Raw genomic sequence first — 16,465 nt, 5'->3', positions numbered from 1 at the left:
TTTGTCCACCAATTGACCGCGTAATCTGGTAATCATGATGTTTGTTTAACCTATCCAAACGCTTCAGGCTGCCTGAACACTTTAGGCAGCCTGAAACTGATTTACAAAATAATCGCCGTGCCGCTCACCGACACCATCATCATGCCATTGGTTTCGCCCAAAACTTCGTAGTCAAAATCAATGCCAATCACGCCATTTGCGCCCATTTTTTTCGCGCCAGCAATCATATCGTCCAAAGCCGCTTGGCGTGCGCCCGCCAACGCGCTTTCGTAGCCGCTCGCACGACCGCCCACAATATCGCGTATCGATGAAAACATATCACGGAAAATATTCGCGCCAATAATTGCCTCGCCGTTCACCACGCCGAGATATTGTTGAATTTGCACATCTTTTGGCTCAATGGTTGCCAAAAACATTTGATTGTCTTGATTAGATGAAAACCAGCCCATCATTTCACTCCTATAAAAATCATGATAAATAATTGAAGAACCTATGAACAATAAACAATATAAGTATATTCAGCCGATTTTTCAAGTTTGACACACCATAGTCGTTTTTCCACAGATTTGCCTATTTTTTAAGCAATCAAAATTATTCTGATAATTCAATTCGCTAATTCACTTATCCACAGACTTATCCACATTTTTTGGGGATAATTTAACGGTAGAATGCGGCTTTCAGGCTGCCTGAATCCCACCAAACTTATCCACAATTGCCTGTGCATAAGCCTGTAGATAAGCTGTGGATAGTTTTTCAATTATCCACAGGCAGCCTGAAAATTGGAAAAATTATCCACATTTGTCCACACACTATCCACAGGCTTATCCACCGTTTTTCCACAGACTTATCCACAAGTTAATTATATGATTTTAATGAAATAAACCCACTTATCCACAGGATTTGGCTTTACTCATCATACATCATCATCATTTTTAATTATAAATATATCTTTTTTATGGGATAACTTTTTTTGCAAAAAAGCAGTTTTAATACTCCAGATAAAAAGCGTACAATGCGCCGTTTTCAAATCTTTTTGATATTCAACTCACAAACAAGGAAAAAATATGAAAGGCGATATTGGCGTCATCGGCTTGGCGGTGATGGGACAAAACCTGATTTTGAACATGAACGACAAAGGCTTTAAAGTCGTAGCGTATAACCGCACGGTGGAAAAAGTAGATGAATTTTTAAATGGCGCAGCCAAAGGCACAAATATTATTGGCGCAAAAAGTCTGCAAGAATTGGTAGATAGCTTGGAAAAACCACGAAAAATCATGATGATGGTACGAGCTGGTTCAGCAGTTGATGATTTTATTGAACAAATTGTGCCGTATTTGGATGAAGGCGATATTTTAATTGACGGTGGCAATGCGAATTACCCCGATACCAATCGCCGTTGCGAAGAATTGGCGGCAAAAGGTTTGCGTTTTGTGGGTGCTGGCGTATCGGGTGGCGAAGAAGGGGCGCGTCATGGGCCTTCTATTATGCCTGGTGGACATTTCTCGGCGTGGGAACACATTAAGCCCATCTTCCAAGCCATCGCCGCCAAAACACCCACAGGCGAACCATGCTGCGATTGGGTAGGCGACAATGGCGCAGGTCATTTTGTCAAAATGGTGCATAATGGCATTGAATACGGTGATATGCAGTTGATTTGCGAAGCCTACCAATTTATGAAAGAAGGCTTGTGCATGACCCACGAAGAAATGCACGCTGCATTCCAATCATGGAAAAACACAGAATTAGATTCTTACCTGATTGACATTACCGCCGATATTTTGGCGTACAAAGACGAAGACGGTTCACCTTTGGTGGAAAAAATCTTGGACACGGCTGGGCAAAAAGGCACGGGTAAATGGACAGGGATTAACGCTTTGGACATGGGCGTACCGCTCACGCTGATTAGTGAATCGGTGTTTGCGCGTTGCGTGTCGGCGTTTAAAGAGCAGCGTTTGGCGGCGGCGCGTTTGTTCCCACACACACCAGCGCAAATTTCAGGCAGCCGTGAAGAATGGTTGGAAGCCTTGCGCCAATCTTTGCTTGCCAGCAAAATCATTTCCTACACGCAAGGTTTTATGTTGATGCACGAAGCCAGCGATACTTATCAATGGAATTTGAATTATGGCAACACGGCTTTACTGTGGCGCGAAGGCTGCATTATTCGCAGCGTGTTTTTGAGCAATATCCGCGATGCCTATGAAAACACCCCTGATTTACAGTGGTTGGGTCAAGACGAGTATTTCCGCAATATTTTAAACAAGGCTTTACCGCAATGGCGCAAAGTGGTGGCAAAATCCATTGAATGCGCGATTCCTATGCCGTGTATGGCGGCGGCGATTACTTTCTTGGATTCGTACACATCGGCGCGTTTGCCCGCCAATTTGCTGCAAGCCCAACGCGATTATTTCGGTGCGCACACTTACGAGCGCATTGACGCAGAACGTGGCGACTTTTTCCACACCAATTGGACAGGGCGTGGCGGCGATGCGGCTTCCAGCACCTATCATGTTTAATTATTTTTTGGTCGCGTAAAAAAATCAATCAGGCAGCCTGAAAACGGTTTTCAGGCTGCCTGATTGATTGTTTGATGGCTTAATTTTTCTTGGCTTTGAAACTAAACAAATGCTGCGTACTCGCCAGCCATGAGCCCAAAATGCCCAAAGCGCATACACCAGCCAACACAATCGCCATTTCTTGTGGCGTAAAACTGCGCCATGTTAAATGAATGCCGTAGGGTTCAAAAATTTGCGTTACCAAAGGCTGACTGGTTTTCATCACCCAAGTCGCCAAACCCAAACTAATCGCCGCCGACAGCAAACTCTGCCACGCCGCCTGATATAAAAATGGACGGCGCACAAATGAAGACGGCGCACCCAATAATTTCGTGATTTCAATTTCTTCCTTGTGGGTCAAAATTTGCAAACGAATGGTGTTGTGCGCCACCAGCACAAACGCCAAACTCAAGGTAATCGCCAAAAACCAAAACACTTTTTGTACCAATTCATTGACCTGATACAGCGTTTTCATCCATTCCGAATCCATTTGGCTGCTGGCGACCATAGGAAATTGCTCCACATCGGTTTTCAGCGCGGCAATGGTGTCAGGCGTGCTGCTGGCGGGGGTGATGATGAATGAGTCGGGCAAAGGGTTTTCGTCTAGCATAGACACAATGTCTTGCGAATCCAAAGCTGCTTTCATTTCTTCCAAACCATCGTCTTTGGAAACAAATTGCGCTTGTTTGACACGTTTGTCTTCGCTGAACATTTTTTTCAGCGTGTCCACATCGGTTTCGGTGGAATTGGTTTCCAGATAGACGGTGATTTTGGGCGTTTCGCTTAATTTGCTTAACACCGTTTGGCTGCTTTGCACGCCCAAATACAGAGTGAGTGGCAAAGTCATGGCAATGGCTAACATCGCCAAAATCAGCAAAGTGGCAATAGGCTGCCTGAAAAAATAGCCTGCGGCGCGTTTGGCACTTTCCGTGTGCAGCGATACATAATGGCTGATACTCATGCGGCAAACCGTCCTTCCTGCAAACGCAAAATGCGATGACCGTAATCTTGCATTAAAGTTTCATCGTGGGCGGACACAATCACCGTTGTGCCGACTTCGTGGAATGTTTTGAACAATTCCATAATATCCAAAGCATAAGCGCGGTCTAGGTTGGCAGACGGCTCATCGGCAATCAACAAGCTGGGCTGGTGTACCACCGCACGGGCAATGCACAAACGCTGCTGTTCGCCGCCCGACAAGCTGATGGGGTCGGCGTTTTCACGTCCACCCAAGCCCACTTTTTCAATGGCAAGACGGGCGCGTTTTTCCGCCGTTTTGCGGTCGTAGCCGATAATGCGCAGGGGCAACAAGACATTTTGCAATACGCTGCGGTCAAACAAAATTTTGTGGTCTTGAAACACAATGCCGATGTGTTGGCGCAAATAGCCCAATTCATTATCGGACAAGACGCTCAAATCGTTGTTGTTAATCATCACTCTGCCTTTGGTGGGTTTGGTGATGCCTGCGATGAGTTTTAAAATGGTGGATTTGCCTGCACCCGAATGCCCAGCTACGAAAATCATTTCGCCTTTTTCAATGGTAAAGCTGACATTTTTAAGTGCTTGAAACCCCCCTGGATAAACTTTGGAGACGGATTCAAAACGTATCATAATAAAAAATGGGTCAAAATAATGAGAATGGCGTGATTATACGCGATTTATCGCCGTTTCAGGCAGCCTTAATCCGAGAAAACGTGGTTATTGCGCGACAAAAGCGTGATAAAACTAGACGTGTGGGGGAATTTATGCGTATAGTCGCAGAACTGAAAATACAGTACGGCGTTGTCGCCTTGTACTGTATTTTTATTTCTACGACTATACAAACACAAAAGGGGACGGATTGGATTATCCGTCCCCACACATTTTCAGGCAGCCTGAAAACCTTTACTCGTATGTTTTGCAGACAATGTCTTTGTCTTCACAAAACATAGCGGAATGTTTCGCCAAACATTGTTTTTTGACGGCTAATTGGGCTGCGCCACGATTCACATGCTCACTGCGGAAGGTTTCCACAAACGGTTTAAGTTCGCACACATGAACAGATTTTCCAGCTTCTGCGACCAAAATCGGCTGCACCGCCACCACAGGGGCTTGCCCTTGCACAACAGGAACGCTACACGCCGCCAAACTCATGCTTAACATCATTAAACCCCATTTTTGCATCATGATTATTCTCCGTTGGAAAAAAGAGAATAATTATAGCGATAATGGAGTTAATTTTAGTTAAAAATGGTTCAATTATTAAAATAATTGGCAGATTTTGCTTTTCAGGCAGCCTGAAGATTATTTCAACACCGTTTTTGTCCAACGCTGTAACCATGCTTTGCGATTTTGGTGCGCCCTTTGCTCATTGGGCGCAAAATGCACACGCGGCACGCTGGCATGACGCATCACATCGGGATAACGCACCCCACGCACCGCAGGATACACCCACATATTCACAGGAATCGCGCTTTGCACGGTGGGGCTTTGCAGATATTGCACCAGTTTGGCGGCTAAATCAGGCTGTTTGCCGCCTGCCAACACCGCCGCGCCTTCTTTTTGCAAATACACACCGCCGTTTAAAAACAAATTGCCCATAGTCGGCGTGGACAATTTGCCTTCGCTGTAGAATACTTGCGCCGCAGGGCTGCTGGCATAGCCCACCATCATCGGGCGCGAGCCGCCATTGAGCGAAAATTCCTTGTAATACGCGTCCGACCAGCCTCGTGTGATTTTCACCCCATTGCCGCGCATTTTCGCCCACCACGCAAACGCCCCTTCTTCGCTCAAGCCGCCAATATTCGCCAATAAAAAGCCATACGCTGGTGTGGAAGTAGATGGATTTGGCACGACCAATAAATCTTTGTATTCAGGTTTGGTTAAATCGTCCAAAGATTTGGGTAAGGGCAAACCTTTGTTTTTAAACCATTGCGTATCATAATTAATCGCCACAAAACCAAAATCCACCGCCAAGGCATTGGGCATAGACACCACCGTGTTGGCACTTTCAGGCTGCTGTTTGGCTAATAAACCTGCTGCTTGTGCTGCTAAAATATTGCCATTGTCCAAACCATAGACTGCATCAGCAATGGGTTTATGTTTGCTAATCAATAATTTGTTCAGTAATTCATTGCCATCGCCCACTTTAACCACGCGCACTTTTGCGTCATATTGCCGTTCAAATGTGGTCAGCACATTTTCAGGCAGCGCAAAACTGTCGTGGGTCGCCAAACGCACTTCGGTCGCCGCCCACGCATTGCCACACAACACCGCCCACATTACCAAACCTAAATACTTTGATTTCATAGAATATTTCTCTTTTAGACATGAAAAGTGTTTGATTTTATAAAAATATTGTTTGAAAGACAAGTTTTCAGGCTGCCTGAATGATTGTGTTTGCCGCAAAAAAGTTATCCCATAAAAAAGATATATTTATAATTAAAAATGATGATGATGTATGATGAGTAAAGCCAAATCCTGTGGATAAGTTGGTTTATTTTATTTGAATCAATAAGTTAGATTGTGGATAAGTCTGTGGAAAAGCTGTGGATAAGCCTGTGGATAGTGTGTGGACAAATGTGGATAATTTTGCCAATTTTCAGGCTGCCTGTGGATAATTGAAAAACTATCCACAGCTTATCTACAGGCTTATGCACAGGCAATTGTGGATAAGTTTGGTGGATTCAGGCAGCCTGAAAGCCGCATTCTACCGTTAAATTATAGTCGTAGAAGTGAAAATGCAATACAAGGCGACAACGCCCGCCGTGTACGAACAGTACATAAGGGCGTTGGCAACGCTGTAGTGCTTTTCCAATTCTGCGACTATATCCCCAAAAAATGTGGGTAAGCCTGTGGATAAGTAGATTAGCAAATTGAATTATCAGAATAATTTTGATTGCTTAAAAAATAGGCAAATGGGGGATAAACATTGTACTTTTAGCGTATTTTCAGGCAGCCTGAAAGCAACATACAATCTCATTTTCCCAATTCAAACAATCTGATTGACCATTATGGCAAAAAAATTCCCCATCGCCCCCAAACACCCCGAACGCATTTGCTGGGGCTGCGACAAATATTGCGCTGATGACGATTTGCGTTGCGGTAACGGCAGCGAGCGCATTCAGCACCCCATAGAATTGGACGGCGAAAAATGGTATGAACGCGGCGATTGGTCAGATTTGTTAAACGAAAGCCAAATGCGCGAATTAGGCTTGTTGCCCGAAACCCCATCTGCCACCAAACCACACATCAAATTGCCACTCATCAAAAAATAAAACAGCAGCCTGAAATCATTTGCAGGCTGCCTGAAAACCCATTTTCATAAAAATAATTGATGATTTAGGGCAATTTGGTGCGTGGGACGCACCCTACAAAGCTGGGGTGCGGCTTTCGCCTTACCGCCAGCCTACGCCACTCAATGCGCCGCGTCCCAATTTTCCCCCACGCCCACTTCCGCCAAAAGCGGCACGTTCAACACGCCCTGCCCCACGCTCGCCATGATTTCAGGCAGCCGCGTTTGGATTAAATCCACTTCTGCCACAGGCACTTGCAACACCAATTCATCGTGTACCTGCATGATTAAACGCGATTTCAGGCTGCCTGAAACCAAAAATGCCTGCACCGCAATCATCGCCCGTTTAATCAAATCGCTGGCGGTGCCTTGCATGGGCGCGTTGATGGCGGCACGCTCTGCACCTGCGCGCGCCACCGCATTTTTCGCGTGAATATTGGGCAAATACAAACGTCTGCCCAACACCGTTTCCACAAAACCTTGCTGTTGCGCTTGTTCTTTGGTGCGCTGCATGTATTCTGCCACGCCCGTGTATCGCGCAAAATAGCGTTGAATGAACATTTTTGCCGACACATTGTCAATGCCCAAGGCTTTTGCCAAACCAAATTCGCCCATGCCGTAAATCAAGCCAAAGTTAATCGTTTTCGCATAACGGCGTTGTTCGGGCGTGATGTGTTCGGGGGCAACGCCAAACACTTCCGCCGCCGTGCGCCTGTGCACGTCTTCGCCCGACTGAAAGGCAGCCTGCAAAGTCGCATCGCCCGACAAATGCGCCATAATCCGCAATTCAATTTGCGAATAGTCTGCCGAAACAATCACATAACCCTGTGGCGCATCAAAAGCGCGGCGCACCAAACGCCCTTGCGCGGTGCGAATCGGAATGTTTTGCAAATTCGGATTGCTGCTCGCCAAACGCCCCGTAACCGCCACCGCTTGCGCGTAATGCGTGTGCACGCGCCCCGTTTGCGGATTGAGCATTTCAGGCAGCTTGTCGGTGTAGGTGGATTTGAGTTTTGCCAAACTGCGGTTTTGCAACAAAATTTTAGGCAAAGGATAATCATCAGCCAATTTTTCCAACACACTTTCATCGGTGGAATAGCCGCCTGTTGCCGTTTTTTTCACGCCTTTGGTGGGAATGCCCATTTTGTCAAACAAAATTTCTTGCAACTGTTTGGGCGAATTGAGGTTAAACGGTTGTCCAGCCAAATCATAGGCTTGCTGTTCCAGTTGCAACAATTCCGCGCCCAAATCCGCGCTTTGTTTTGCCAATTCATCGCGGTTGATGTGCACGCCCACACGTTCCATTTCAAACAAAACTTGGGCAACGGGCAATTCCATTTTTTCATAAATTTCAATTTGTTGTGCGTCCATTTGTTGGCGCAAATGCCGCTCCAAACGCAAAGCGAAATCCGCGTCTTGGCAAGCGTATTCGGTGGCTTGTGCCACGCCCACATCGGCAAAGGCGATTTGCTTTTTGCCTGTGCCACACAAATCCTCGTATTTGATGGTGGTCAAGCCCAACCAGCGTTCTGCCAATTCGTCCAAGCCATGCCCCAAATGGCTTTCCACAATATAGGACGCGAGCATGGCATCGCCCACAATCCCTTTTAAATCAATGCCATGATTTTTGAAAACGTGTTGGTCGTATTTGAGATGTTGTCCGATTTTGCCCAGCGTTTCGCTTTCCAAAAAAGGTTTCAAACTGACTAAAACCTGTTGTTCATCAAGCTGTTGCTCGGTAAAGCTGTGATTGAGCGGAATGTACACCGCCTCGCCTGCCGCAAACGCGATGCTGATGCCCACCAATTTCGCCAACATGGGGTCTAGCGATGTGGTTTCGGTGTCCAAGCCTATGGTGGGGGTTTGGCGCAATTTTTCAATTAAATCATTCAGTTGTTCTGTTGTGGTAATGGCTTGATAATGCAGATTTTCGGGTTTGGCGGCAATGGGCGTGGCGTTTTCAGGCAGCCTGAAAACGGGTGTTTCGCTTTGGGCAAACAAATCGGGCGATATGGGATTTTGCACTTGGCTTTCCGCTTCTTTGAGCCACGTTTTGAAACCGAGTTCGCGGAAACGGGGAACGAGTGCCGCCCAATCGGGATTTTGTCGCGCCAAATCCGCGAGACCTTGTGGCAATTCCGCGCTCAAATCCACATCGGTTTTAATCGTAACCAATTCATAAGAAAGGGGAAGTTGCGGCAAAGCAGCGCGAAGGTTTTCGCCAATTTTGCCTTTAAATTCATCGGCACGGCGCATGATTTCGTCCAGCGAACCAAATTCGGCTAACCATTTGGCGGCGGTTTTTTCGCCGCATTTTTCCACACCAGGGACGTTGTCCACTTTATCGCCCATCAGCGCGAGAAAATCTTTGATTTGATTGGGTTTCACGCCAAATTTTTCAAACACGCCTTGTTCGTCCAGCGTTTCGTTTTTCATGGTATTGACCAGCGTGATTTGCGGATTGACGAGCTGCGCCATGTCTTTGTCGCCTGTGGAAATGACCACATTCATGCCCTGCTCTGCTGCCTGAACCGCGAGTGTGCCTATCACATCATCTGCTTCCACATTGCTGATTTTTAAGACTTTCCAGCCCATAAGTTGCACCAATTCAGGCAGCATATCGGCTTGTGGGCGCAAATCATCGGGCATGGGCGGGCGCGTGGCTTTGTAGTCGGGGAAAAGCGTGTGGCGGAAATTGTTGCCTTTGGCGTCAAACACGCAGGCGCAGTAATCGTGCGGCTGTTCGGCACGGAGCCGGCGCAACATATTCAGCACGCCATACACGGCATTGGTGGGCGTGCCATCTGGCGCGGAAAGGTGGGTCATGGCGTAAAACGCGCGGTAAAGGTAGGACGAACCGTCCACCAAAAGGAGGGTTTGTGGGGTAGTCATGTTCAGGCTGCCTGAAAAAAAATGGAAAGGGGAAATTATACGCGAATAGATAAACAGGCAGTCTGAAAATCGTTTTTGTGGATTTTCAGGCTGCCTTTGAAAAAGTGATTTGAATATTGATGATATAGGTTTATGATTTATCTAAACATATCACCATGCATGATGGGTAAAATCATCGGTTCGCCACTCATTGTATGGTCAACCAAGCCTGTACCTGTAGGATGAGAACCAAATGCAGCCATAGCTTGAATTAAAGTATCAGCAGAAGTAATAGACTGGTTGGCTAATGCTTCAAATTCAGTCGCCAACATTTTACTACCATCAGCAAACTGAATTTCATCCACTTTAAAATGTTGTGCTGCTTCAGATTCATCAAATTGATTATTGATAATGACTTTATCATTTTCATTATATTGAATAATTAAGTCATTATTGGAACGATGATACTGAATATTACTGGATTGTACACCTTGTCCAAATCGAACAATATCATGAGAAGCGGCAAAATAAGGGTTTGCTCTTTCAGGTGTACTTTCCATCAATACATCGGTTCCATCGCCAATATCAAATGTATAAATATCATCAGCAGTACTACCATACAATAAATCATTACCCGTTCCGCCATGAATGATGGTGTTTTGATTAGATATGGGCATTCCTAATTCCCAGCCAACAAACATGATAGGACTACGCGTATCGATGACATCATTATCAGCCCCACCATTTAATTGACCAGAGCCATATAATGTATCACGTCCTTCACCACCATTTAAAATAACACTATTGTAATGTGAACGTAAAACATCATCACCTTTACCAGCATGAATGACATCATTTTCTGATACACTCTCAATTTGGTCTGATAAATCAGTTACTTCAATGGCTTTCCTCATCATATCTTCTGCTGCCCATGTTGTGCTATCAGCAAATTCTACGGCTAGAGAATATCCATCTTTTTCACTAAAATATTGATTAATACGGATATTATCTAAACCATTTTGATGTTGCAAAACCAAATCTTGGCTTTCACGGCGTACAGAAATTTGATGAGCCAATGCCTGTTCTAAAGCAATGGTTTCAATTTTCTTGTTGCCATAATCAGGGGATAAATACACATTATCTTGCCCCCAATCTTGAGAAAACACATAGCGATTTTGTCCACCATCGCCATATAATCTATCATTACCTGTGCCGCCATTTAATACATCATTGCCTTCTCCGCCAGATAACATATCATCACCAGCAAAACCATTAATCACATCATCACTGTCAAAACCATTTAAATAGTCATTTTGGACAGAGCCTTGCAGCGTTTTTTGTTTAATGGTTTCATAATTCCATACCACACCATCAGCAAATTCTATTGTAAATGCTTCAATAGATTCTCTACTAATGCGAACCACATCTTGTTCATTGACATGAGTCAGGATAACCCAATCCCAATTACGTTGAACAGTAATTTCATCGGATGTAGCTTGTGTAAAGACAATGCGTTCATTATGTGCATTTCCTTTGGTTTCTGAAATGGAATCGTAGCCCCAATGTTCATCAAATACATAAGTATCAGAACCTTGTCCACCAACCAAAAAGTCATAACCTTTACCACCATTTAAAGTGTCATTACGAGCAAAGCCAATAATTCGGTCATCTTGGTCTGTGCCAATCAACATTTTTTGCAAAATGGTTTCGGTATCCCATACTGTACCATCTGCAAACACAATACTGGAAATAGAGGCAGCCTGAATATTGGAGCCATCATTTTCTGCAATAAATTGTTCTTGAATGGTAATGGTATCGCCTGTGGTTTTGTGGGTAATGATTACATCTAATGAGTTATTATTCTTTGCTTGATAACTTAATTGGATGTCTTCAGGTAAGGTTGCTTCCAATACAATACGATCTGTATTGGCATAACGAGTTTCACGTAAATAGTGTTGAGATAAAATGGTATCTTGTCCCCAATTGCTTGAGAAAACATAGGTATCAAAACCTGCATCACCAGATAATTTATCATTGCCTTCCCCACCATTGAGTGTATCATCTCCTTGTCCAGCAGATAGCCAATCTTGTCCCAAGCCACCGTTGAGGGTGTCATTACCATCCTCCCCTGATAAGGAGTCATTACCTTCCCCACCAATTAAGGTATCATCTCCATGTTCACCAGATAATCTGTCATTTCCAGTGCCACCATGTAACGAATCATTCCCATTTTTACCATATAAATAATCATCACCCTCTTCACCATACAAAATATCATTCCCATCTTTGCCGTGTAGTGAATCATGTCCCATACCAGCATAGATTGCATGATCAGCATGATTAGCTGCATGCAAGCTATCATTACGATTTGTACCCCTTAACATTTTAACTGGGTTCAATAATTCAATTTCCTTTTTACCTAAAATGACACCATTATCAAAATGAATTTGATATGTAATCAATTCAGAATAGAAGAAATCTTCAATCGTTACTTGATTATCTCCAGTTTTTGTTAAGATAATTAAGCTATTTTCATTATTTGATTTAAAAAATTCTAAATCTGATGCTTGTATACCATCAATAAATTGAATGATATTTACATTATTTTCAGATTGTCCCCAATTATAATTAGAAGATACTACATCATGACCAAAATTCAATCCAAAAATGTAACTATTTGAACCAGTTCCACCGCGTAAGCTATCATTACCTTCCCCACCAATTAAAATATCATTGCCTGCTCTACCATCTAAATAATCATTACCAGCACCACCATCTAAATAATCATTACCATTTTTTCCATTTAAACTATCATTACCTAATCCTGCTGATAATGTACTACCTGAGTCGTAAGCATATAAAACATCATCATTATCAGTTGATTGCTGTACAATTGCCTTAATATCGTCTAAAGAAAAAATAGTACCATCATCAAATTCAATAGACTGGATACCAAAGAAATCATTATGATAAATACTGAAAAAATCATTTATAGTAATTTTATCTAAATTATTATGATGCTTAATAATTAACTTGTTATCAGAACGAATGAAACTTAACTCTGATAATGTAATGCCTTCAACAAAGCGAATAATATCCCCAATACTATCCAAATTATTGATTGTATCTTGACCAAAATGACGTCCAAAAATGTAAGTATTTACCCCTTTTCCACCATATAGAGCATCATTACCAAGACCACCAATTAAGACATCATTACCATTATCACCATTTAAATAATCATTACCATCATCGCCAACCAATACATCGTTTCCAGTACCGCCATCTAAAGAATCATCCCCCTCACCACCAATTAAAAAATCATTTCCAAATCCACCTCTCAAATTGTCATTTCCTGCATATCCCAAAAGAACTTCATCACCCTTACCTTCCCAAGTGGTAATATCTTTTAAAACATCATCTTCACTTGTACCATATATTATAGTATTTTTACTTAATAGCCCAAACAATTCTATATGATGAGTATCATGAGAAATTAACCCAATCATTTCTTTTAAGGTCTCTTCCAAAGAAGAACTATAAGTAGTTAAACCATGTGCAATATGGGCAAGTGAAATAATTTTCTCTTTTTCATTATTACTAAATAATTCTTTAGCATGATGAATTAATGCAGTCCAATCATAAGTTTCTACATTTTTTTCTGTATTAATTACTTTAGTAAATAATGGGTTTTGATATGCTTTTAAATTAGCATCTACATAATGTACAAATTTCTCAAACTCTTGTTCCAAGATTTGAGTAGCATTTTGATATGGATTGGCGGTATTGTGCAAAATTTGATAGAATTTCTCACCAACTAAACGCTCTAATGTCTCTAAAGTGCGAGCATCTTTTAAGTAAGTACCACGACTATTAATCGCAATATCTTCTACTCCTGCCCAGCGATAAATCAATGGCAAAAGTAAATTTTGTTTTTCCACATCAGAGGCGGCTAAATAATTTTGTACTTTTTCTTTTAAAACAGTATCTTTTGCCATTGCGATATGTAAATCGGGGACATTACCAAAAGAATAAATATTGGGTAATGCTTTAATTTCATCTGAAAGTGATACTTTCTCCCCCACATAACGTGTGTCGGCTAAATGGGTTTTAAACCAAATATCGGCAGCCTGTGAAGTACGCCCATCTTCCCATGTAACATGGCTGATTTGTTTATGTTCATTGCCATGTTCATCAATATGTTGCGACTCTGTATAATCAATAGACAAGGCTTTTAAGCCAGATTCTGTCAAATCTTGTAATTCATTGGCATCTACTTTGGCATTTTGATTGATATCACGCCATAATTTCAATTCTGCCCATGCAGCATCAGATTCAGTAATGACTTTATCATCATTACTGTCTAATTCTGCCAAAGCAATAAAACCATTATCTGCCTGAAGATTATTATTCAGCATGGTACGGTTACCAAATAACTCCAAGCCATTATCAATTAAACCATTACCATTTAAATCACGCACAAGCATTGCATCGCCCTGTGCCACCCAGCCAGTGCGTTCTGCAAAACCATTCGCATCTAAATCAAAATACACTTTATGTGCATTCATAGACGTAGTTTGTACACCATTACCATCCATATCAATGATAATGGGTGAATATGTTTTAGGTGCGCCACCATAAGTAGGCGTACGGTCATTAGGATTGGGTGGTGGTAGTGGAGGGGTCTCTTGCATCAATTCAATATCCAAATCACCATTGTTAAAATTATGGATAACCAAACCACCATCCACAATTAATTTACCGCCCTTACCTTCCCAGTGATAAACTGTGCCATCTTCTTGATTGATATAAACGCCACCTTCTGTTGCTTTCTGACTTCCTTCTCCTCCTCCTGTTAATTTTTTCTTGGTTTCACTAACAGCATCAAATAATTCCACTGTACCCTTACCATCTTCATCGGTAATTTCATCTAATTTATCAACAATATAACGGTCTTTCCCTTGACCACCAAATAGTTCATCTTTTCCTGCACCTGCAATCAAAACATCATCGCCATGATTGCCTTTTAAAATATCATCGCCATTAAAACCAATTAAAATATCATCTTTCAGGCTGCCTGACATTTCGTCATCACCCACATTCCCCTGCATAAACTGGGTTTTATTTTCATCAAGCGCAGAAACAACACTAACTGCTTTATTGGTAACAAAGCTCCATTGCTCTTTATCATTAAATTTTGTTGGTTCTTCTAATTTAACTACACCTTGAATAATAATCCCTTCTTCATTTAAATATTTATTAACAAAGTTTAAAGTGTTATTTTTCCTTTCTACCTTAAATCCTTCACCTGCTGCAGTTGTATATCGCAATACATCAGTAACAGTTTGAAAAAAATCTTTTTCATCATAATTAAAATTTGTACCAATTTTATGGTAAAACCATTCAATCATTTGTGCATAAATAGCTTCTTGTAAGACAAAGTTCTTACTTGGAAGAGATGATACACTTTCTGAAAGATGATTTAACCCTTCTGCAAACTGATCTAAAACTGTTGTTTTCTTAACAGTTTGACCAGTCTTAGATGTAGGGCTAGCAAGTAATACACCACCTACATGTTGTTGAACAATGCGAATTAAGAAATCATGAAATAACTCTTCTTTCTCTGTGTCTTCAGCAGCATACAAATTTTTATCAAAAATTAATTCTAGTGCTCTGGTAAGTGGTGTTTTATTAATAGCTTGTTGAAATTTTGGACTTTCTGTTAAAGCTTGCAATAAATTAATACTATGTCTATTAATAAGGTTTAATGTTTGTTCTGTTGATAATTCAATTTTATGGTCTTCATTACCAATTGTACCAAAACCTTGTAAATACATTGTTCCTGCTGTTGCTATACCTCCGTACATAACATGCATTCCAATGAATGCAAGAGGAATTGAAAGAGTTGGCATTGCCACTAAAGCAGCACTAGTAGCCGCAGTAGCCATCACCAATTCCTTGTTATGTATTTTGCTAGCATCTAAAAGTCCACCTTCATTATTTCTTAATAAAGATAGAATTTCTCCTTGTACATAATGACTAGAAATATTATTCTCACGTCTTTTGTATTCATTTAATAGCTCAGTATAATCCATTCTAGGATTTTCAGGATATGGTGATGGTGTTATTGCGTATGGATGTTGTACTGCCATTGCCTTTTCAATGCTTGCAGAAAGTTGTATTTTATTTGCCATCTCAATATATTCAGACAATGAATCTGAAATATTAATTAAGTTTTTATTTTTGAGATAAGTTTTTAATTTACTAATTAAATCATAATCTAATGCTGCTGCTTCAAATGGAGCAGTATCAAAAATATAAGCAGGTCTATCAAACAAAACACCCATAAGAGATGCCAGCCCACCTCCCAAAGAATGCCCTGTAAAACTAATAGTTGCATTTTTATTTGTACTCATAATTCCCAAAACGAAATCAACAGCTTGAACTAGTTGACTGTTTTCATTAAATGTGCTACTTAAACCTAAACCCATTTCTCCATTATTTTTCCAATCTTTAAGAAAAATGGCTAAATTTTCTGTATCCTGCTCATTTGTCCCCGCGAATGAAATCACAATTTCATCCCCTTTTTTATATGCACCAGCAGAAAAGCCTGTAACAGGGTGATCTTTTTCCCACTCCAAAACCTCAAAGCCGTCAGGTAATGTCATGCGGTTTTTATCATTTGTTTTATGATAAGCATGTGCAGATAAGTGAGCATAAGTTTGGATATTCATAATACTTTCCTTTAGTAAAAAATATAAAAATAATT

General features: G+C 41.7%; 10 protein-coding genes. 3 read left to right on the top strand and 7 right to left on the bottom strand.

The features are described from left to right. Positions 1-101: 101 nt before the first annotated feature. Positions 102-452, bottom strand: a complete 351-nt coding sequence (locus tag Q338_RS05865) for a YbjQ family protein (protein WP_342766970.1) — start codon at positions 450-452, stop codon at positions 102-104. Between the two features lie 612 nt (positions 453-1,064). Between Q338_RS05865 and gnd the strand changes: the two genes are divergently transcribed. Then, entirely contained in the window at positions 1,065-2,513 is a 1,449-nt protein-coding gene (gene gnd / locus Q338_RS05860) for a decarboxylating NADP(+)-dependent phosphogluconate dehydrogenase (RefSeq protein WP_034292991.1), read from the top strand. 79 nt (positions 2,514-2,592) lie between these two features. On the opposite strand, the gene ftsX is transcribed toward gnd, so the two are convergent. Beyond that, positions 2,593-3,513, bottom strand: coding sequence for a permease-like cell division protein FtsX (gene ftsX / locus Q338_RS05855; RefSeq protein ID WP_034292989.1), 921 nt, complete (start codon positions 3,511-3,513; stop codon positions 2,593-2,595). Next, positions 3,510-4,163: a cell division ATP-binding protein FtsE gene (locus Q338_RS05850; protein ID WP_034292988.1), complete on the bottom strand. Its 654-nt coding sequence runs from the start codon at positions 4,161-4,163 to the stop codon at positions 3,510-3,512. Before Q338_RS05850 ends, ftsX begins: the two co-directional genes overlap by 4 nt. An 8-nt stretch (positions 4,164-4,171) precedes the next feature. Between Q338_RS05850 and Q338_RS14425 the strand changes: the two genes are divergently transcribed. Next, entirely contained in the window at positions 4,172-4,483 is a 312-nt protein-coding gene (locus Q338_RS14425; RefSeq protein WP_156961045.1) for a hypothetical protein, read from the top strand. Here the strand turns inward: Q338_RS14425 and Q338_RS05845 are convergent. Both Q338_RS05845 and Q338_RS05840 read right to left on the bottom strand, forming a co-directional pair. Continuing rightward, entirely contained in the window at positions 4,437-4,718 is a 282-nt protein-coding gene (locus tag Q338_RS05845; protein ID WP_211249428.1) for a hypothetical protein, read from the bottom strand. The genes Q338_RS14425 and Q338_RS05845 overlap by 47 nt on opposite strands. A gap of 117 nt (positions 4,719-4,835) precedes the next feature. After that, positions 4,836-5,840: a thiamine ABC transporter substrate-binding protein gene (locus tag Q338_RS05840; protein ID WP_034292985.1), complete on the bottom strand. Its 1,005-nt coding sequence runs from the start codon at positions 5,838-5,840 to the stop codon at positions 4,836-4,838. A 704-nt stretch (positions 5,841-6,544) separates the two neighbouring features. Here Q338_RS05840 and Q338_RS05835 point away from each other — a divergent pair. Further along, positions 6,545-6,808 (top strand): DUF3079 domain-containing protein, encoded by a 264-nt coding sequence (locus tag Q338_RS05835; protein ID WP_034292983.1) that lies wholly within the window; start codon positions 6,545-6,547, stop codon positions 6,806-6,808. Between the two features lie 140 nt (positions 6,809-6,948). Here the strand turns inward: Q338_RS05835 and polA are convergent, their stop codons facing one another. Continuing rightward, positions 6,949-9,717: a DNA polymerase I gene (gene polA, locus Q338_RS05830; protein ID WP_034292981.1), complete on the bottom strand. Its 2,769-nt coding sequence runs from the start codon at positions 9,715-9,717 to the stop codon at positions 6,949-6,951. A gap of 137 nt (positions 9,718-9,854) precedes the next feature. Beyond that, positions 9,855-16,430, bottom strand: a complete 6,576-nt coding sequence (locus Q338_RS14995; protein WP_034292979.1) for a calcium-binding protein — start codon at positions 16,428-16,430, stop codon at positions 9,855-9,857. Between the last annotated feature and the right edge of the window lie 35 nt (positions 16,431-16,465).

The sequence above is a fragment of the Alysiella crassa DSM 2578 genome (assembly GCF_000745955.1).
GTDB classification, from domain to species: Bacteria; Pseudomonadota; Gammaproteobacteria; order Burkholderiales; family Neisseriaceae; genus Simonsiella; species Simonsiella crassa.
Note: the sequence above shows the minus strand (reverse complement) of the source record. Positions and strands in the feature narration are given on the sequence as shown.